Source organism: Micromonospora orduensis (assembly GCF_006228125.1).
Lineage (GTDB): Bacteria > Actinomycetota > Actinomycetes > Mycobacteriales > Micromonosporaceae > Micromonospora > Micromonospora orduensis.
Window position 1 is genome coordinate 1 of sequence record NZ_VDFY01000294.1, and the last position, 18,037, is coordinate 18,037.

Sequence of the window (18,037 nt, forward strand, 5' to 3'; positions counted from 1 at the left end):
CCTACCACCGCCGTCGACGCCAACGATCCCTGTCCCGGTTGACCCCTATCGAGTACGAGACCATCATGACCCCACCGGCCAGTCAGGCCGCGTGACTGAAACTGTCACCTATCGGTGCAGCAGACCCGGCCGTCCGCCCATGATGGAGCCAGGTCTACCGCCCGGGGCACTGCCACCACTGCCACTCGTCCCGCTGGTCACACCTGCGGTTCACTCGTTGATTGGGCTCGCAGCCGGCATCCGTTACTTGCTAAGTGGGATTACTCGATAGAGATAGCAACTAGCGATTCGGCGTGTTAGCAAGTTGCTAGGGAAGCTGGTGGGTAAGTTAGGGTCTGCACCGAAGCTTGAGTCTGTAACTTTTAGGTTCGTTGAACGTTCAGCGCGACGCGAAGCGAAAACGTCCTGCAACCCGCCCCGCTGCTGCCGGCAGTCAAGGCCGGCACGGAGGAAGCCCCCGCTCCCGGCCCGTCAAGACGAGAAGCGGAGGCTCCGCCCGAGGAGGGATGGGCCTTCCTAAACGGAGGGCTCATCCCCCTCACCCTTGGCATCGGTCCCGACTGCCACCAGCGTCAACAGCCTGATGATCAGAGCTACCAGCTCAATCAGCGTGCCAACTCCAGCCGTCCGGGAACTCCGCTGCCCGCCAGGAGCGCGTCTCTTGCGGCCCCGGCTTCTTCTGCTTGGCATAACAATGATCTCCAAGTGATCGGAGAGGCGCTGGTCGCCTACTGCGGGGTAAGGAAGACGACCGTCCCGCCGGTTTGGTGATCAGCGAAGTGCCATCGTGATGCTAGCGGCCCATCCGAAATTGATGGTGCGACGCGCGCGGCTCTGGGGATTTGTAAAGCGAATGACTCACCGAGCCGATGCGTGTAGGGCGAAGAACGGCAGGGAACCAGTGGTCCCATGAACAACGGCAGCCAATCCGTGGATGAGAAGCACTCACGTCCGGCGGGCGTAGATGACACGACTGTTGAAGCGCTCGGCGAGTTGAGTAAGGCGCTGGAGACGATCCATCGTGTGCGCGGTCACCTGTACTCGGCGCACCAACTCGTCGGCGGCGCGGATCTCACCCTTGACCGGGTGGTGAAGCTGCTCCGCGAGGCCGGGCACGGCGAGACGGCCGACCGGGTCGAGCACGAGCTGTTGGGGCGCAACGTGCTACCCGGCCGCTGGACGTTCCAGATCGTGGAGGAGTTCGACGACGGCTACTACGCCGCGTTCCAAGAGGTTGAGCGGGACGCCCGGGAGAAGCTGGCCGGCGGACGGCGTCACATCTATGAGGCAGAGATGAAGGAGCGACGGCGTACCCACGGGATGCCGGGGCACGAAGCTACGCCGTAGCGCTGCCGCCGAAGCCATTCGGGATCATCGAGGCCAGGGCGTTGGCCCGGGCCTCGATGATCCTCATCCGTGCCAGGTACTCGGCCGGTTCCCGGTGCGCTGCCTGGCTGGTGACCTGGCCGGGCCATTTGCGGTAGAGCAGGCCGTACTCCCGGGTGAAGTAGCCCGCGGTGACCGCGTTGGCGGCGAGTAGGAGGCCGGTGTCCTCGGAGGCGGGCAGCGCCATCCAGCCGCCCAGGGCGAAGACGAGATCCCTGCGTAGGCACAGGGTCGCCGGGTGCACCGATGCTCGGTAGTCGTTGGCCCTCCAGAACGATAGGACCGAACCGCGGTCGATGACCCCGCCGGCCGGGTCCTTGTCCCAACCGGCGGTCGACCCGTCGGGCAGCAGGTCGAGTACCCGCGAGGTGGTCCAGCCGATCTGCGGGTGCGCGTCGAACGCGGCGATGTCCCGGGCGAGCGCGCCGGGGGTCAACTGGTCGTCGGCGTCCAGCACCTTGATGAGTTCCCCGGAGACTCGGGCGAGCGCGAGGGTACGGGCAACACCAGGCCCACCGGGACGGCCGGTGCCCAGACTGATCCGGGGATCGTTAGGAAGCGCGTCGACCAGGGCACCGGTCTGCCCGTCCTCCTGGACGAGCCATTCCCAGTCCCACCCGGCCGGCATCTCCTGCTTGGCCAACGACTCGTAGGCGCCAGCCAGGTACTCGATGCTGGGCGCGTGGACCGGAGTGATGACCGAGACGAGCTGCGTCAAGTTTTCCACCGCTGGAGTTTGTGGGAGTAGACAAGCTCGGTGCGGTCGCCCGGCATCACCACGTCGGCGACCTCGACGACCCGGCCAGTGGTATCGGTCGAGGTCTTCCGCACGGTGAGCACGGAGACGCCCGGGTCGATGTCCAACAGCTCGGCCTCATCGGGCGACGGCGGGCGGGCGCGAATCTCGTCGTCGATCCGGTCCAGCTCGATGCCAAGCGTGTAGAGCTGATGCTGCGTGCCGCCCGGCCACGGTTCCTTGCCCGCGTCGAGCAGGTCCGGGTTCGCGGCCACCAGGTCGTGCGGCAGGTAGGAGTACGACACGGTCAGCGGCGCGTTCTCGTGCCGCGACGACGTCCAGTAGACCCGGCGCAGCAGCGACGTACCCGGCTCGACCTGCAGGGCCGCCGCCATCTCCGCATCCGCCTCCACCCGGGAATACTCGGCGTGGAACTTCAGATCATCGACGGTCAGGCCGGTGTCGTGCTCTGTGGCACCAGTCTTCAACCGCTCGTCCTCGTCGAGCAGGACGCGATCCTTCTCCCACTGGTACCGCTCGGTGTTGCGACGGCGTACCCGCTGGCGGGGTGCCCGCACGTAGGTGCCGCGCCCCTGCTCCGCGCGGACCAGGCCCCATTCTCGGAGCTGCCGGATGGCGTTGCGGACGCTCGTGCGCGACAGGCCCGAGGTATCGGCCAATTCGGTCTCGCTGGGCATCAGGGTGCCGGGGGCAAGTTCGCCGCTCACGATCTTCGCCCGCAACTCTTCGGCGAGTTGCAGGTAGCGAGGGCGCCAGTCCCGGCCTTGCACACCGGTCACCGTACCCCCTAGACGTTCCAACGTCTGCCAGGTGGTCCCGCCGGCGGGCCGCTCAGGAACAGCAGGCACCGCCACCGCCACTCGCGGCGACCGGGCAGGGCGAGTGCCAGGAGTACGAGGAACGGAGACGCCCCGACGACTGTTGGCGTTCACCGCGTCTCTCCAGCCTGCTCGCCACCATCTGCCGGTGTCAGCATCTCCAACTGGGCGTAGACCAGCTCGTCGATAAGCCGGTCCACCTGAGCGGGCGACAGGAGTACGGTCTGCGTCGCGCCATAGCGGGTCGCGTCGAGCTTCACGGCCAGGTCCCGGCGGGCGAACCGGTCGACGACCAGTTGGACGGTGACCCAGCCGGTCCGCTCCCGCCCAATAGTGCTGAGAAGCCCGCGGTGCATCGGATCGTTCGGTCCGCAGCCTCGACACCAGACCGGGCACATGACCGTTGCGATCGACGACGGCCACGGCTTCTTTGGGATGGCAGCACCCTCACTCATCACCGGCCCCCTGCCGCCCGGTGGCCTGTGCCAGCGATTCGCGAAGTTGCTCGACCAGTTGGGCTGCCTGCGGCAAGGACAACTCCGCCCAGGCGTTCCCGGCTCGGCACGTCACGTGAACACCGACCATGGGGCCACCTAAAGCCTCACTGCTAATGAGGTAGGTAACGACGAGCCCGCCCGCCCGACTGTCGCCGGCCCGCTGCATCGGGCCGCGATGACGGCGGGCCATGTGCGTCATCACCGGCGGCACCAGGTAGCCGCAGCGGTCCGGGGCGCACCACTCCGGGTGACTCGTAACGGCGGCCGGCTTGTTCGTACGACTCATCGCGGCCACCGCCCGCCGTTGCCCCGGTAGAGCTGGGCCCGCGTCATCAGGGGTGCATACCGAAGCGCAGGTAATTCGCGCGTGGCGCCCGTCGACCACCGCAGCGAGGAGGTCGTAGAGGCTGGGCGGGGACTAAACGGAACGTCGCTGTTGGCACCCGAGGTAGACAGGCGCCTCCGAGACCACCAGGACGAAAGCCAATGGTGCCGACGATGAGAGCCGGACATCGCACCTCCACAGGTAAGCGGGGACCGGTGGCCAGCCACGGGGGACTGCGGCCGGCCACCGGCCCGGATGAAGGCACGGCGCACCGTCCGACGCCGGACGGGTCGGGTATCGCCGAGCCAACTTGTATGCGCGGCTACCGCAACCGGTCCGACAGGACGCCGCACATCAGGTGCGACCAGGGCCAGCGCGAAACCACCCATGACACGAGCCGTCACCCCAGCCGCACACCAGGAAACGTATCTACACGTGGACGAGTTGTCTAGACGTCGAAACGGGTCACATGGTTGGCACTTGGTAAGACAAGTGCCAGGTACGGTGAGCAGGTGCCCACCCCGCACTACGGACAGCCCCGCTACCGCGTCATCGCGGACGAGCTCAGGGAACGCATCGAGAGCGGCGCCATTCCACCGGGCCACCTCTTGCCCGCCGAGAGCACGCTCACCATTGAATTTCGCGCAAGTCGCGGAACAGTCCGCCAGGCCATAGCGGCTCTACGCGAAGCGGGCCTAGTCGCCACCGAACACGGCCGCGGCACCTATGCAAATCTCCCCCATCGCGAGAGTGGCCCAGACAGCAGTTCCGAAACGCAGACGCGAGAACGCCAAGTCGCCGCCAACTCGGAGCTTGCAGCCCTCTTTGCCGTCCAGCCGGGTACGGTCCTGATCGAACAAGAAACCGTCACCCGAACGAACGGAGCCGCAGCGAAAGTCGTCAAGACCTATCGGCTGCTCCCAACGAGGCAGTAAGACTTCGCGCGCCATCACTACCCACCGAAGGTTGCCCACATCGGTAGTCATGGCAATCACTCCTGCTGCAGCCAGCCCTTCCAGCCCTCCGACGTACCGACGAAACAGCCGCTCCATTATGTCCGGAACCTGCGCAAAGGTCGGCTTGGTGCAGAGGTCCGAGCACTGCAGGCTCTCCGACCAGGCGGCTCAACGATGACGGGATGACGACACTCCACCGCCTCGGACAACTGGATGATCCTTCGCCTTAATGTATTGAGTTAGTGTCTAGCCAGGACCTAAACGCGTGATCGCGCCATCGAACACGCGTTCGATGGCGCGATTGAGTGTTAGACAAGAGGGGGCGTAAGCGTGGATTCTTCGGTAGGCCTGATCAGAATTGAAAAGGCGATTGTCCACACAATCCCGAAGCTCTCACGGAGCTCACAGGGACCAGATCCCTTGATCTTGCGCAACTCGATCTGCAACCTTGAGCCACCCGCGCAGGCCGAACTGGAGTCGCGCTTGCGGTTGGTCCTGAAGGAATCAGGGCGTCAAATCGTCGAAGACATTGAGGCTCCCTCTAAGACCCCGGCCATCATCCGTGGATACTTGGAAGACAGTACTGCAGACTTTGTATCTATGTCGCAGGAGTTGGCGCAGGTCCTGCGCGACAGCCAATCCGGAGCAAATTCCGCTGGAATTCTCCTCGTTGCCGACTGCGACACTGGAAGCTCACGGTCAGTCCTGCTGGTGAAAATTGAGCAGGAAGGCGGAATGCGGGCAGAGGAATCCGTCGATAAAACTGCAGGGCAGGATGTGAAGTACTTCTCTGACCTATTCCTGACCAGTCGATCAAAAGTCTATAAAGTTGCCCTCTTCCGAGCTGTCGATGTGGACGAAAGCCTGCTCTACGGATGGGCGGCCGATAGACAAATGACCGGCGGCGGACTTGCGGTATTCTTCCTTCGAAAGTACCTAGGATGTCAGCACCTGGATGAACCCAAGGAAGTTACGCGCCGCTTCTATCAGCACAGTCAGAACTGGGTCAACACAAGGGTTAGCAACGCCGAAACTCGGACGCGCTACGCGATGGCCATTGCATCCGAACTCCTCAGTGAACGACGGACTGTATCCCCCCAGGCCTTCGCGGTGAACCACCTGAAGTCGAATCATCGCGACGACTATCTGACTTATCTTGAGAACGAAGGGCTACCTAGGGCAACCTTCGACAAGGATGTCTCGCTGATCGAGTCAAAGCTGAGCCAATTCAGCCTCACCTTCGACAGCGGACTTACGCTGACGGGCCCGCGGTCCACACTGGAAGAGGGCGACATCGTGCAGTTTCAGTCGCTCGACGGTCCCGTCGACAGAGTCATCATTACTGACAAGGTTGGGCCTATCAAGGGACGGGGAGTGCCAGGCCGCTCGGCACATAAGCCGAATTCATCGGACCAGTGACAACGCAAGCGCGGGACAAGGCTCGGCGGCGATACATTGCTGAGCGGCCTGCGTACGAGAAATTGGCGAAAGCAGTTGCTCGACAGATTCAGATACTCTCGATCAAGGATCAATTGGGCTGTAACGTTACGTGCCGGGCTAAGGATGTTAGCAGCTACGTAAAGAAGGTTATAGAAAAAGATCTGGACGACCCTTGGAACGAGATCTATGACATGGCGGGCGTGCGCGTCATCGTCCGCCATAGTGGCGACTTAGATAGGGCCGTTCGCCTGATCAAGGAAAATCTCTCGCCAATTTACACAATCGATGACCGCGAAAGCGAAACGGGTGAGGACCAACTCCGTTACCCGCGCCTACATTTCCAGGTAAGGGCCTCGGCTTTACCCTCGGACTTCGGCTACGGGCCAGACGACGAACGCAGCTGTGAGATCCAGGTGAGGACTGCTGCAGCAGATCTTTGGGCTGGTATGTCGCACAAATTCCTCTATAAGCCTTCCGGTGAGCTTCCGAGGAATGTCAGACGGTCACTGTATGGTCTGCTCGCATTGGTCGAGGTTTACGACCGGGAGGTGGAGCGAGCTGTGGCCGAGCTGGCGAGACTTCCCGACCACCTGCTTAATTCTATAGTCGATCAGGCTGAGAGAATCTACTACACCTTCTGCGCGACGAGCTATAACCTAGAACTCTCCCGCGAGATACTGAGCGTAGTACTTCAAGCGGTTGATGAGGGCGATCGGCCGCAGTACGGTGAAATCCTTGCCGAGTTCGCCGACCGTGAACATCACCGATTGGCGGAGATATATCAGCGTTACGGGCCAGTTACGGAAGTGGGCGCAGAAGGCTCATTCGTGCTAGTGGGCCAACCAGAAGGTATCGCAATATTCGAGCGACTTAGCACAACTCCTCTCCGGCTCGCGGATGTCTGGAACAGCTACTTACCGGAGGAGTTGCTGCTAGAAATGAGGAGCTTGTGGTAGATCTCTTCATCTCGCTCCCCGACGCCGTTCGTCCCGCGCATTTAGTCGAGCCAAAGTCTTGTCGAATATGCGCCGGGACACTACGTCGCCCTCAGTACTGAGGGCATCAAATCTTCCCCGTATCTCATCGAGAAGCGGCTGCCGCTCACCACGTTCATCGTGCGGCGTAGCGATGATAGACTCAATGCGCCGCCGTACGTTCCCGTACTGTGCTCCTAGAGTTTTATGCTTTTCCGCCCTCTCGGGGAACCTAAGATGAATCTGCAGGGCAGATAGAATAGCAGCTATAATGCTGAACACACCGAACGTGATTTTCAATAATCTGGGAACATTGCTCGTCAGCGCAGCGAAGGCCCCGGTACCCAATACAGTCGTGATGACAATTACGGGAATTGCGAGCCAGTAATTGGCTCGTTTGAGGAACTTCCCTGCCTCGTGGTGGGAATGCTGCCCTTCTCGCGCACGCCTCAGCCAGGTGCGCAAGAGTTCGTCGGCCTGAATCCATTGCGAATCGGACAAAACTACTCCAGCGGGCTTAACGTGGCCAGATTCCAACACTGTAGCAACAGAACTGTGGTTAGCTCACACTTCGGCGAGCGGTTGAGCTGAGCTAGGAGAAGGTCGGCCCGCCTCAGAGGCTATTCAAGAATGACAAACCGCCAAGCCCCCTCACACCCTGAAGGCGCGCATCGAGGGCGGCATAGCCCCTGGCCTGGCTTTTCCTCAACAGCCAGGAGGTGTTCAGTACGTCTAGTACAGAGCGGGTTCCAGCATCGCCTGCCGTCGCCTCGGCCACACCCTGCCGCTGGTAGGGCTCTCGGGGCAATCCCCGGTGGCGAGGGCTAGGCGGCCGCCCTCTGGAGTGTCCCCTGTACGGGCGGGCTCCGCTTACCTTCAACGGGTTGGCTCGCCGACAGAGCGGGCCGAGACAGCACGTGCTACAGCGGCAAGACCGCCGACGCTTGCGATGAATCCAAAGCTGGCCCCCAGCCAAGCAGGGGCTGCCGTGGCGGACCCATGGTGTGCGATCGGACCAGCGCGGCGGGCACCCCCGCATGGCTCTGAAGGGATAAGATCTTGGATCTCTTCCTCACGGTTGCCTGACTTTAGGAGCACCCCCTTGACTCTCGAACTGGGCGATGAACCACACGACGCGACCCAAGCCGCAGTTTTAGCTTTTTGGCAGAGTCGGCGGAAACAAAGATCGAATCTGGAAGATGATGGGAAGTCAGGGGGTGAGGCACGCAGCGGGGCGCACATGAAGGGGGTTAGAGATCTAGTTGCAAATATATTTATCGAGGCCGGAATGCCTAGCGAATCGATTATCAAGGAGCCCTACCTGCCGGGCTATTATCGAGCACGGAAACGGTGGGATCTCGCTGTTCGGCATAAAGACAGCCTAGTCGCAGCGCTGGAGTTTAAGTCACAGGTAGGCAGCGTAGCAAAGAATATCAATAATCGGTTCGAGGAAGCTTTAGGTACCAGCACCGACACTTGGGTCGCCCAGAGGAAGAACGCCGTCTTCGGCGAAGTTCCCCCTTGGCTAGGATACGTATTTGTCTTGGAAGAGACTGCGGAAACCGAAAAGCCGGGGAGAGATCTCCACAATGCTGAATTTCCGGTTGATGAGACATTCAAAGGCATGTCGCCTAACCAGCGATACCAGGAGATGATCTCCCGCTTCGTTGGAGACAACGTATACCAAGCCGGGTGGTTCATCACCACACAGTCTCACCAAGACGGTTCGGTCACTTACGCCGAGCCTCTCTCAACCGCAACTGGAAAGAGCTTCCGAGTCGCCATCCAAGGGCGCATCAATCTCGTCCGTAGCATGCTCGACTGAGAACGGGCTATACGACCAAACCTGGATCGATACCGTAAACCCTTGCTGCAACGATCGTGGCTGCCGCGCTGTCTCTCTCATCGAACGCTTGGGCGAGCAGCGCGCGGTCCCGATCGGAGATCATCTCCGGGCGGGGCACCCGAAGTCGGCGCAAGTACTGTGCTTGGAAGCGAAGCGTACCGCCACGCATCTTAACTGCATACGCCTCGATAAAGATCTGAGCGACACGGGAGAGCAGCAGGCCGCCGAGCACCCGCAGGTCCCAGGCTTCAGAGACGATGTAGTAAAGGTTGTGATGGGGGTACAATCCCCCTTCATCTAGGACCGGATGAACCGTCAGCTTCATATCGGGAAATAGGAGCTTAGGTTGCTCGGTCAGACGATGGTCAATCTTGTCGATCGTGCGATACCAGTTCGCAGGCCGCTTCTCAGCGATATAGCGCCGCCTAAGTACCTCGCCGTGCCTCTCGTAATATCTCCGCAGTCGAGGGTGGGCGTCTAAGTCGACTAGACAACCAGTGGAGTCCCACGGGTTCACCAGATAATGTCCAGACCACGCAAGGTCACCAGAGACTGTGTCGCGCACCATAGACAGGGGCAGAAGCCGCTCCGGCTCCACCTCTGCATCATTCGTAGTGATGAAGACGCTGTCAGCACCGGTTGCTACGCCAATCCCTACCCGAGTGCCTGTCCCTTTGTCTTCCAGCAGAGGGAACCGGTCGTTAAGGTCCTCAATCATCGCTAGCCGGCCAGGCGTGCCCGACGGCCACGAATCAGATCCCTTGAACCAATGGGGTAGCCGCGCGATCTCGTAGTTCTCACTGAGAACCGACGCAACGGAGCCTTGGCGAACCCATGGGAGGATTGCTGCCGCGTCTTTCGGGCCAAAAGACCGCTTGGTGTCTGCCACGACCGCAGTGCCCTGCTCGCCCCGCCGCAAGACGGAGATGGCAGGGTAAGCCGAGACCTGCTCCTCGAAGGCATCCACGTCATGCATTGTGATGGTGGCGTCGACGCTGTAGCCGTCGCTGATGAGTTGTCGCAGGTAGCGTCCGTACTGGTTACGCATCCAACGGTCAGCGCAAATGAAACCCAGGACTCCACCATCCTTGAGTGACCTGAGTCCGACCTCGAAGAATCCGACATACACATCGGCTCGCCCGGTCATCGTCGGACAAGCCGCACGATAAGCGGCCATCCGCGAACTCGGTACGTCCTCCAGACGAATGTATGGAGGGTTACCGAGAACGAAGTCGGCCGTGTCGTCGTAGCGCTGGTCGAGGAGGTAGTCACCCTCCCGTACCCAGGCAGTTGCGGCGGCTACCGCTTCTTCACTCGGCCAGTCATCGTCAAGGAGGACCTTCTCGACCAGGCGTCGGCTTGCTTCGACGTTCCGCCCGAGCAAGTCGAAGGCGCGAATAGCCCTTGCCGCGTCCTGTAGACGGCGGCCATGTTCACGACATGAGGCGCTTAGGCGAGCAACCATCGGACCCAGGAAGGCGCCAGTACCGCAAGCTGGCTCGACGGCTGTTAGGGAGGCCAGGTCAAGGTCCGAACGATACCCAGCAAGGTCAAGGATCAGCTCGACCACCCATGGCCGTGTGAACACCTCGCCGTGCTCTATCGACTCTGCCGGGAGGGGGGCAAGGTCCGCGGTCATGAATCCCAGCGTCGACCGTCGCATCCCCAATGAGCCCATGGCCGCTGAGCCTACGTCAGGTTCCCGGGTGCCTAGCAGCGCCAAATCGCGGCGTTGCCGAATTCACCTTTAGAGGATCAAGGCGCCGCGCTCCGCGCGGCGCGGGCGGTGAGCCGGCCGGCGGCAAGCCGCCCCGGCCGCCTCCGGCGCCGGGGCGGAGAGCCACCGACTGCCGCCGGACCGCCGCCCCGAACATCCATTGACTAGACGCAGCACGACCACGGCTAGGCGGTACGGAAGCCGTCAGGTCGACCTAACCGAGGGCCAGGGCTTCCGGCTGCCGCGCCAGTCCAACCCCGGGACTGGCTTGCCCCCGGCCTACCTCCGCAGCCAGGCAAGCCCCACGGCAGCCTCAACCGGTCGCTCCAGGCGTGTTCGCGCCGGGCCGGCATCCCCCGAAGCACGATCGTTCGCAGCCCCAGAGAAGCCCTGACAGGCAAGATCGACCTGCCCACCATCTGCCCACAACCAGTCGTCAACGCCTGGACTCAGCCGGACTCGGCCAGACAAACGACAACGGCCCCTGATCAGCATCTCTGCTGGTCAGGGGCCGTGTCTGCACCTGGTGGCGGGTAGAGGATTCGAACCTCTGAAGCTTTCGCGACGGATTTACAGTCCGCTCCCATTGGCCGCTCGGGCAACCCGCCAGGGCACCCCACCGCGTCGTAACGCGGCGGCGGAAGCAAGGATAGCGGCTCCCCCCGGTGCCGGTGCAACCGGGTACGGTCAGGGGGTCGTGCCGCTGGTCGGCGGCCGACAGCAGGCCCAGACCGCCGGACAGCAGGAGTATCAGCATGGCAGCGAACCCGTCGTTCGACATCGTGAGCAAGGTTGACCGCCAGGAGGTCGACAACGCCCTCCGTCAGGCGGAGAAGGAGCTCTCGACGCGGTTCGACTTCCGTGGCACCGGCGCGGAGATCTCCTGGTCGGGCGAGGAGGCGATCGGCCTTCAGGCGGAGACCGAGGAGCGGGTGCGCGCCGCGCTGGACGTGTTCAAGGAGAAGTTGGTCAAGCGGAACATCTCGCTGAAGTCGCTGGATGCCGGCGAGGCGCGTCCGTCGGGCAAGGTGTTCAAGATCGACTGCAAGGTGATCCAGGGCATCGAGACGGACAAGGCCAAGGCGATCAGCAAGAAGATCCGCGACGAGGGCCCCAAGGGCGTCCAGGCGCAGATCCAGGGCGACCAGCTGCGCGTCACCGGCAAGAAGCGGGACGACCTCCAGGCCGTCATCGCCCTGCTCAAGGGTGAGGACTTCGGGGTCGCCCTCCAGTTCACCAACTACCGGTAGCCGCCGGCCGTCAGGCCACGACCCGGTACCAGTGCGCGGTCTCGCCCGGGATCGGCGCCAGCCGCACCTGATCGCCGCCCGGGTCGTCGAACATGCGCACCCCGTCGCCGAGCAGCACCGGCGCGAAGAAGATCAGGATCTCGTCGAGCAGGCCGGCGCGGAGACACTGCTTGGCGACGTCCGCGCCGAGGACGTTCACGTACTTGTCGCCGGCGGCCTCCTTGGCCTGTTCGACAGCGCTGTGCAGGTCGCCGGCGAAGGTGACTCCCGCGAGTGGCTGGGCGGGCGGTTGGTGGGTCAGCACGACCACCGGGCCGTGGTACCGGCCGCCGAACGCGCCCTCGCTGTCGGTGCCACGGTTGGGGTCGTCGCCGCCGAAGGTTCGGTTGCCGGCCAGGATCGCGCCGACGTTGGCCAGGACGCGGTCCGCGGTCGGGTTGTCGATCGCGAGGTGTTGGGTCAGCCAGGACATGTCCCCGCCGGGACCTGCGATGTAGCCGTCGAGCGACGCGGTCGCGGAGTAGAGCAGCTTGGCCATGGAGTCATTGTGGTGGATGCCCGGCGGCCACAGAAGTCATCGGGGCCACCGGACCGAGCCGAGCGGTCAGACGGTGACGGGCTCCTCGGCGCGTACCGCTGAGGTTTCCGCGCGGGCGATGGGCCCGGCGGGCAGCCCGGCGACCGCGGCCCCGACGGCCACGGCCGCCCCGGCGAACAGGAACGCCCACGGCACGCCGCCCGCGTGGTCCACGATGAGGCCGGCCACCGCGCCGCCGGCGGCGCTGGCCGCGACCGCGATGGTGACCACCCAGGTGTACGCCTCGTTCAGCATGCCCGTGGGGGCGATCCGGCCGACCAGGGTGTTCTCCAGGGTCAGCGCGGGGGCGATGGTGGCACCCCCGACGATCAGCGCGACGCCAAGCGCCAGCGGGGTGGGCATCACCGCGAAGATGACGAAGGTGCCGGCGAGGGCGGCGAGCAGCAGGGCGAACTGCCGGGTCATGTTCGCAGCGGGCCGGCGTACGCCGAACCAGAGGCCGCCGATGGCGCTGCCGATCCCCCAGACCGCGAGCAGCAGGCCGGCCAGGCTCTCCGGGTCGTCGGTGGTGTGGCCGCTCGCGTACGCCGGGACGATCACCCCGGCGGCGCCGAACGCGATACCCAGGCCGGCCACGCAGACCAGCAGGGCGGGGAATCCGGCGACCCGCAGCGGGCCGAGCCCTCGGGCGTGGTGCTCGCGCGGGTGCGGACGCCAGCCGCGCATCACCCGGCCGAGCGCCACGGCGCCGGTGCCGACCAGGGTGACCACGGCCGCCCCGATCAGGGCCGCCGCCGCGTCAGCCACCAGCACGAAGCCGGCCACGAGCAGCGGGCCGAGGACGAACACGATCTCGAACAGCGAGGTCTCCGCGGCGAGCGCGGTGTTGCGCAGGGCGTACCGGCCGGAGGCGGGGGAGGTCAGTTCGTTCCAGGCGCCCCGGATGGCGGCGGTGAGCGGCGGGAAGGTGGCCCCGGCGACGCCGGACGCCAGGTAGATGGCCGCGAGGGCGTCCTCGCCGGACCGGCTGGCCAGCAGCAGCCCGGTGAGCGCCAGCGGGTGGGCCACGGCGGTGACCAGGAGGACGGGGCTCGGGCCGACCCGGTCGGCGATCCGTCCGGCCACCGGGCTGAGCGCGGCACCGGCGACGGCGTAGATGCCGCCCGCGACGGCGGCGAGCGCGTACCGCTCGGTCACCTGCTCGACCACCAGCAGCAGCGCCAGCGGTGTCATGCCGATCCCGAGTCGCCCGATGATGCCGGTGAGCAGCAGCATCGGCGCACCGGGGATCTGCCAGACGCCCAGGTACTGACGCAGCGCGGCCACCGTGAACCTCCGAGGATGTAATGAGCGTGAGCCGTTACGACCCTAACGCCGACGGTCGGCGGCAGGAATCGGATATCGCGTCCGACACAGCACTCCGCCCGCACCCGGTGCGACCGGGTACGGGCGGAGTTGTGGGTTCAGCGGGTCAGCGCTGGAACTGCACAGGCCCCGAGTTGCGGGCAATCTGCTCCAGCCGGGCGACCCGGTCCTCCATCTTCGGGTGGGTGGAGAAGAGCGCCGCCATGCCGCCGCCCCGGAACGGGTTGGCGATCATGAGGTGCGCGGTGCTGGTGAGCTGGCCCTGGGCCGGCAGCGGCCGACGCCGCGCCACCGCGTCGATCTTGCGCAGCGCGCTGGCCAGCGCCAGCGGGTCACGGCTCAGCTCGGCACCCGAGGCGTCCGCCTGGAACTCGCGGCTCCGGCTGATCGCCAGCTGGATGATGCTGGCCGCGATCGGGCCCAGGATCAGGGTGAGCAGCAACACCGCCGGGTTCGGCCGGTCCTCGTCGTCCCCACCGCCCAGCGGGATGAAGAAGGCGAGGTTCGCCAGAAGCGTGATGATGCTCGCCAGACCGGCCGCCACGCTGGAGATCAGGATGTCCCGGTTGTAGACGTGGGACAGCTCGTGACCGATCACACCGCGCAGCTCGCGGTAGTCGAGGATCTCGGTGATGCCCTGGGTCACGCAGACCGCCGCGTGCTGCGGGTTACGACCCGTGGCGAACGCGTTGGGCTGCGCGGTCGGGCTGACGTACAGGCGTGGCATCGGCTGCCGGGCCTCGGCCGCCAGCTCACGCACCATCCGGTACAGCTCTGGGAACTGTGCCTCACTGACCGGTTGCGCCCCCATCGAGCGCAGTGCGAGCTTGTCGGAGTAGAAGTAGGAAATGCCGTTCATGACCAGTGAGATGACGACGGCGATGACCAGGCCGCCACTGCCGCCGAACCAGTAGCCCACCACGAGGATCAGCGAGGTGAGCAGGCCGAGCAGCGCGGCGGTCTTCAGACGGTTGTGGTGCACGATCTCTCCTTCGGTGCACGGATCGCCGGGATCCGCTGACCGGTTCAACAACCCGGCTACCCCTCCACCATCCATCTCAACGCTGAGAGTTGACTGAGGGTCAGCGGCCGGCCAGATCCAGCACCAACTGCGGGGCGGCGCCGACCACCACGGCGGCCACCGTGGCCACCGCCAGCACCACCGCCACCACACCCACCAGAGGTACGGCCACCGCGCCGCCCGCTCCAGCCGCGCCCGGCGTCGTCGTCGACGCCCACAGGCCGGCGGTCACCCGCAGGTAGTAGGCCAACCCGATCACCGCGTTCAACGCCACCACCAGCGCCAGCCAGCCCGCACCGCCGTCCAGCAGCGCCCGGACCACCGTCACCTTCGCGAACAGCCCGGCCAGCCCCGGAGGCAGACCCGCCAGACCGACCAGGGCGAGACCGAACGCGGCGCTCCGCCACGGGTACCGCCGGGCCGCCCCGCGCAGGTCGTCAAGCGTCCCGCCGTCCGCGCCCACCGGCCGCAACGCGGTCACCCCGGCGAACGCGGCCAACTCCAGCACCACGAAGAACACGGCGTACGCCACCGCTGCCGCGTACGCCGCGGAGCGCGCCTCACCCGTGCGGCCGGCGGCCAGCGCCAACGCGCCCAGCGGGGCGAGGATGTAACCGGCCTGTGCGACGGACGACCAGGCGAGCAGCCGCACCGTACGCCGCTGACGCAGCGCGACCAGGTTGCCGACGGTCATGGTGAGCACCGCGAGCACGGCGAGCACCGGGCCGGTCTGCTCGGCCGGCAGCGCCCGCTGCACCACGGCCAGCAGCGCGACGAGGCCGCCCAGCTTCGACGCCGTGGACAGGTACGCGGCCACCGGCAGCGGCGCCCCGTCGTAGGTGGCCGGCGCCCACGCGTGGAACGGCACCGCCGCCACCTTGAACGCCAGCCCGACCAGCAGCAGCGCCACCGCGGCGGTGGTCAGGGGCAGGTCCCGCAGCTCCGGCCGCTCGGCCAGCAGCGCGCCGACCCGGTCCAGGTGCAGCCCGCCGGTCACCGCGTAGAGCAGCGCCGCGCCGAGCAGCGTCACGGTGGTGGCCACCACGCTGACCACGAAGAAGGTCACCGCCGCCTCGGCGCTTGCCAGACTGCCCCGGCGCAGGCCGACAAGCACGTACAGCGGCAGGGTCAGCGTCTCCAGGGCGACGATCAGGGTGATCAGGTCACCGGCCGCGCCGAGCACCACGCCGCCGGTCATCGAGCAGGCCAGCAGGAAGCAGTACTCCCCCACCGGCGACCGCCCGGCCCGCAGCGCGGGCGCGGAGAGCCCGAGCACGCCCAGAGTGAGCAGGGCCACCACCGCCCCGACCAGGGCCGCCCGCCCACCGAAGATCCAGGAGCAGTCGGCCCCGACGCAGAACGTCCGCCGGTCCCCGGCCGCGCCGACCCCGGCGGAGGCGACGGCGGTGCCGAGCGCGCCCAGCGCGGCCACCACGACGGTGGCCCGGGGCCGTGCCAGCAGCAGGTCGGTGATCAGCACAAGAACGGCGGTGCCGGCGGCCAGATACGCCGGGAGCAACGCGACGCTGTCCACACTCTGCACGGCGTTCATGGGTGGACCACCCCGATGAGGGCGTCGACGGGTGCCTCGGCGACGCCGAGCACCAGCGCCGGCGCCAGCCCGATGGCCAACGCCAGCAGCACGAGCGGCACCCACGCGGTCAGTTCCGCGCCGGCCAGACCGGCACCGACCCCGCCGACCGCCGGACTCGGCCGGCCGTGGGTGACCTGACGCAGCAACCGCAGGAAGTACGCGGCGGTGAGCGCGCCACCGACCGCCGCCAGCACCCCGAGGGTCGTCCACAGCGGGCCGCCCACCTGCACGGCCGCGACCACCGCGAACGCCTCGCCCCAGAAACCGGCCAGCCCGGGCAGGCCCAGCGACGCGACCGCCGCGAACGCCAGCAGGCCGGCCAGGCGGGGCGCGGTCTCCCGCAGCCCGGACAGCTCGGCGAGACTGCCCGTGCCGGTACGGTCCTTCACCGCCCCGGCCAGGAAGAACAGCAGCCCGGTGATCACCCCGTGCGCGACGTTGCCGATCAGGGCCGCCTGGATCCCGGTGGCGGTCAACGTGGCGACGCCCAGCAGCACGAAGCCCATGTGCCCCACGCTGGAGTACGCGATCAGCCGTTTGATGTCCGCCTGGGCCAGGCACACCAGCGAGCCGACCAGGATCGCGGCGACGGCCAGCACGCCCAGCACCGGAGCCGCCCAGCGCGCGCCCTCCGGCGCCACCCCCACCGCCACCCGGATCAGACCGTACGTGCCCATCTTGAGCAGCACCCCGGCCAGCACCACACTGCCCACGGTCGGTGCCTGGGTGTGCGCGTCGGGCAGCCACGAGTGCAGCGGCCAGAGCGGACTCTTCACCGCGAAGGCCAACGCCAGCAGGGTGAACGCGGCCAGTTGGGCACCCCTGGACAACCCGCCGCCGCCGGTCAACGCCACCACGTCGGCGGTGCCGGCGGCCGCGACAACCACGTACACGCCGACCAGCAGCAGCACCGAACCGAACAGGGTGTAGAGCGCGAACTTGCGGGCCGCCCGACGCCGGTCCGCGCCGCCCCAGCCGGCGATGATCGCGTACATCGGCAGCAGGACGACCTCGAAGAAGAGGAAGAACAACACCAGATCCAGGGCGAGGAACGTGCCCAGGATGCCCACCTCGACCACAAGCAGCAACGCCACAAGCGCCCGGCCGCTGCCTCCGTCGGGCACCCGCCACACCGTGTACGCGCAGCAGAGCACCGTGAGCAGCGTGGTCAACACCACCAACGGCCACGAGATCCCGTCGACCCCGAGATGGAACCGCAGGTCGAGACCCGGCACCCAGGGCAGGTCGAGCTGGTGCCAGGGACGCACCGCCGGCGCGCCCGCCGACCACGCCACCCAGCCCCGCCCGCCGAACACCAACGGCACCGCGGCCAGCAGTGTCAACGCCGCCGCGACCGTACCGACCAGCCGGGCCGCCCGGTCCCGGGGTGTCGCCGCCACCGCCACCGCGCCGAGCGCCGGCACCGCCAGGACGGCCACCAGCAACACCTGCCCGACAGTCATCGGGTGCCTCCGATCAGGGCGGCGGCCAGCCCGATCAGCAGCGCGCCGGCCAGCACACCGGCGGCGGCGCGGGGCAGCGCCGCCCGGTGC

Annotated in this window: 16 protein-coding genes and 1 tRNA gene; 6 read left to right on the forward strand and 11 right to left on the reverse strand. The window is 66.0% G+C overall.

Translation table 11 applies throughout. The features are described from left to right. The first annotated feature begins 909 nt into the window (after positions 1-909). Positions 910-1,347 carry a hypothetical protein gene (locus tag FHG89_RS31220; protein WP_139587972.1) on the forward strand — a complete coding sequence of 146 codons (438 nt, stop codon included), beginning with the start codon at positions 910-912 and terminating at the stop codon, positions 1,345-1,347. Here FHG89_RS31220 and FHG89_RS31225 read toward each other — a convergent pair. From FHG89_RS31225 to FHG89_RS31235, 3 genes are all read right to left on the reverse strand, one after another. Continuing rightward, positions 1,337-2,113 carry a glycosyltransferase family 2 protein gene (locus FHG89_RS31225; RefSeq protein WP_244296038.1) on the reverse strand — a complete coding sequence of 259 codons (777 nt, stop codon included), beginning with the start codon at positions 2,111-2,113 and terminating at the stop codon, positions 1,337-1,339. The genes FHG89_RS31220 and FHG89_RS31225 overlap by 11 nt on opposite strands. Then, positions 2,101-2,922 (reverse strand): GntR family transcriptional regulator, encoded by an 822-nt coding sequence (locus FHG89_RS31230; RefSeq protein WP_139587973.1) that lies wholly within the window; start codon positions 2,920-2,922, stop codon positions 2,101-2,103. Before FHG89_RS31230 ends, FHG89_RS31225 begins: the two co-directional genes overlap by 13 nt. Positions 2,923-3,071: 149 nt before the next feature. Further along, the gene (locus FHG89_RS31235; RefSeq protein ID WP_139587974.1) at positions 3,072-3,317 is read right to left on the reverse strand and encodes a precorrin-4 C11-methyltransferase; all 246 of its coding nucleotides are present in this window, start codon (positions 3,315-3,317) and stop codon (positions 3,072-3,074) included. A gap of 978 nt (positions 3,318-4,295) precedes the next feature. On the opposite strand from FHG89_RS31235, the gene FHG89_RS31245 reads away from it, so the two are divergent. The 3 genes from FHG89_RS31245 (at position 4,296) to FHG89_RS31255 (ending at position 7,135) form a co-directional block, all read left to right on the forward strand. Further along, positions 4,296-4,718 (forward strand): GntR family transcriptional regulator, encoded by a 423-nt coding sequence (locus FHG89_RS31245; protein ID WP_167517573.1) that lies wholly within the window; start codon positions 4,296-4,298, stop codon positions 4,716-4,718. A gap of 441 nt (positions 4,719-5,159) precedes the next feature. Further along, positions 5,160-6,158: a nucleoid-associated protein gene (locus tag FHG89_RS31250; protein ID WP_167517574.1), complete on the forward strand. Its 999-nt coding sequence runs from the start codon at positions 5,160-5,162 to the stop codon at positions 6,156-6,158. Beyond that, on the forward strand, positions 6,155-7,135 hold the full coding sequence (locus FHG89_RS31255) for a GTP pyrophosphokinase (protein ID WP_167517575.1): 981 nt from the start codon (positions 6,155-6,157) through the stop codon (positions 7,133-7,135). Before FHG89_RS31250 ends, FHG89_RS31255 begins: the two co-directional genes overlap by 4 nt. A 6-nt stretch (positions 7,136-7,141) precedes the next feature. Here the strand turns inward: FHG89_RS31255 and FHG89_RS34530 are convergent, their stop codons facing one another. Further along, positions 7,142-7,693 (reverse strand): SLATT domain-containing protein, encoded by a 552-nt coding sequence (locus tag FHG89_RS34530; protein ID WP_139587978.1) that lies wholly within the window; start codon positions 7,691-7,693, stop codon positions 7,142-7,144. A 562-nt stretch (positions 7,694-8,255) separates the two neighbouring features. Between FHG89_RS34530 and FHG89_RS31265 the strand changes: the two genes are divergently transcribed. Beyond that, positions 8,256-8,978: a PaeR7I family type II restriction endonuclease gene (locus FHG89_RS31265; protein ID WP_167517577.1), complete on the forward strand. Its 723-nt coding sequence runs from the start codon at positions 8,256-8,258 to the stop codon at positions 8,976-8,978. A 7-nt stretch (positions 8,979-8,985) separates the two neighbouring features. Here the strand turns inward: FHG89_RS31265 and FHG89_RS31270 are convergent, their stop codons facing one another. Further along, a complete protein-coding gene (locus FHG89_RS31270; RefSeq protein WP_208761173.1) occupies positions 8,986-10,638 on the reverse strand; it encodes an Eco57I restriction-modification methylase domain-containing protein in 1,653 nt (550 codons plus the stop codon). Positions 10,639-11,240: 602 nt separating this feature from the next. After that, positions 11,241-11,324, reverse strand: a tRNA-Tyr gene (locus FHG89_RS31275). 147 nt (positions 11,325-11,471) lie between these two features. Here FHG89_RS31275 and FHG89_RS31280 point away from each other — a divergent pair. After that, positions 11,472-11,966 carry a YajQ family cyclic di-GMP-binding protein gene (locus FHG89_RS31280; protein WP_139587980.1) on the forward strand — a complete coding sequence of 165 codons (495 nt, stop codon included), beginning with the start codon at positions 11,472-11,474 and terminating at the stop codon, positions 11,964-11,966. Positions 11,967-11,976: 10 nt separating this feature from the next. Here FHG89_RS31280 and FHG89_RS31285 read toward each other — a convergent pair whose 3' ends face one another. The 5 genes from FHG89_RS31285 to FHG89_RS31305 form a co-directional block, all read right to left on the reverse strand. After that, positions 11,977-12,504, reverse strand: a complete 528-nt coding sequence (locus FHG89_RS31285) for a dihydrofolate reductase family protein (RefSeq protein ID WP_139587981.1) — start codon at positions 12,502-12,504, stop codon at positions 11,977-11,979. A gap of 66 nt (positions 12,505-12,570) precedes the next feature. After that, positions 12,571-13,830 (reverse strand): MFS transporter, encoded by a 1,260-nt coding sequence (locus FHG89_RS31290; protein WP_139587982.1) that lies wholly within the window; start codon positions 13,828-13,830, stop codon positions 12,571-12,573. A gap of 145 nt (positions 13,831-13,975) precedes the next feature. Then, on the reverse strand, positions 13,976-14,851 hold the full coding sequence (htpX, locus tag FHG89_RS31295; RefSeq protein WP_139587983.1) for a zinc metalloprotease HtpX: 876 nt from the start codon (positions 14,849-14,851) through the stop codon (positions 13,976-13,978). Positions 14,852-14,951: 100 nt separating this feature from the next. Next, on the reverse strand, positions 14,952-16,442 hold the full coding sequence (locus FHG89_RS31300; RefSeq protein WP_139587984.1) for an NADH-quinone oxidoreductase subunit N: 1,491 nt from the start codon (positions 16,440-16,442) through the stop codon (positions 14,952-14,954). After that, positions 16,439-17,947 (reverse strand): complex I subunit 4 family protein, encoded by a 1,509-nt coding sequence (locus FHG89_RS31305; protein ID WP_139587985.1) that lies wholly within the window; start codon positions 17,945-17,947, stop codon positions 16,439-16,441. Before FHG89_RS31305 ends, FHG89_RS31300 begins: the two co-directional genes overlap by 4 nt. Positions 17,948-18,037: the final 90 nt, after the last annotated feature.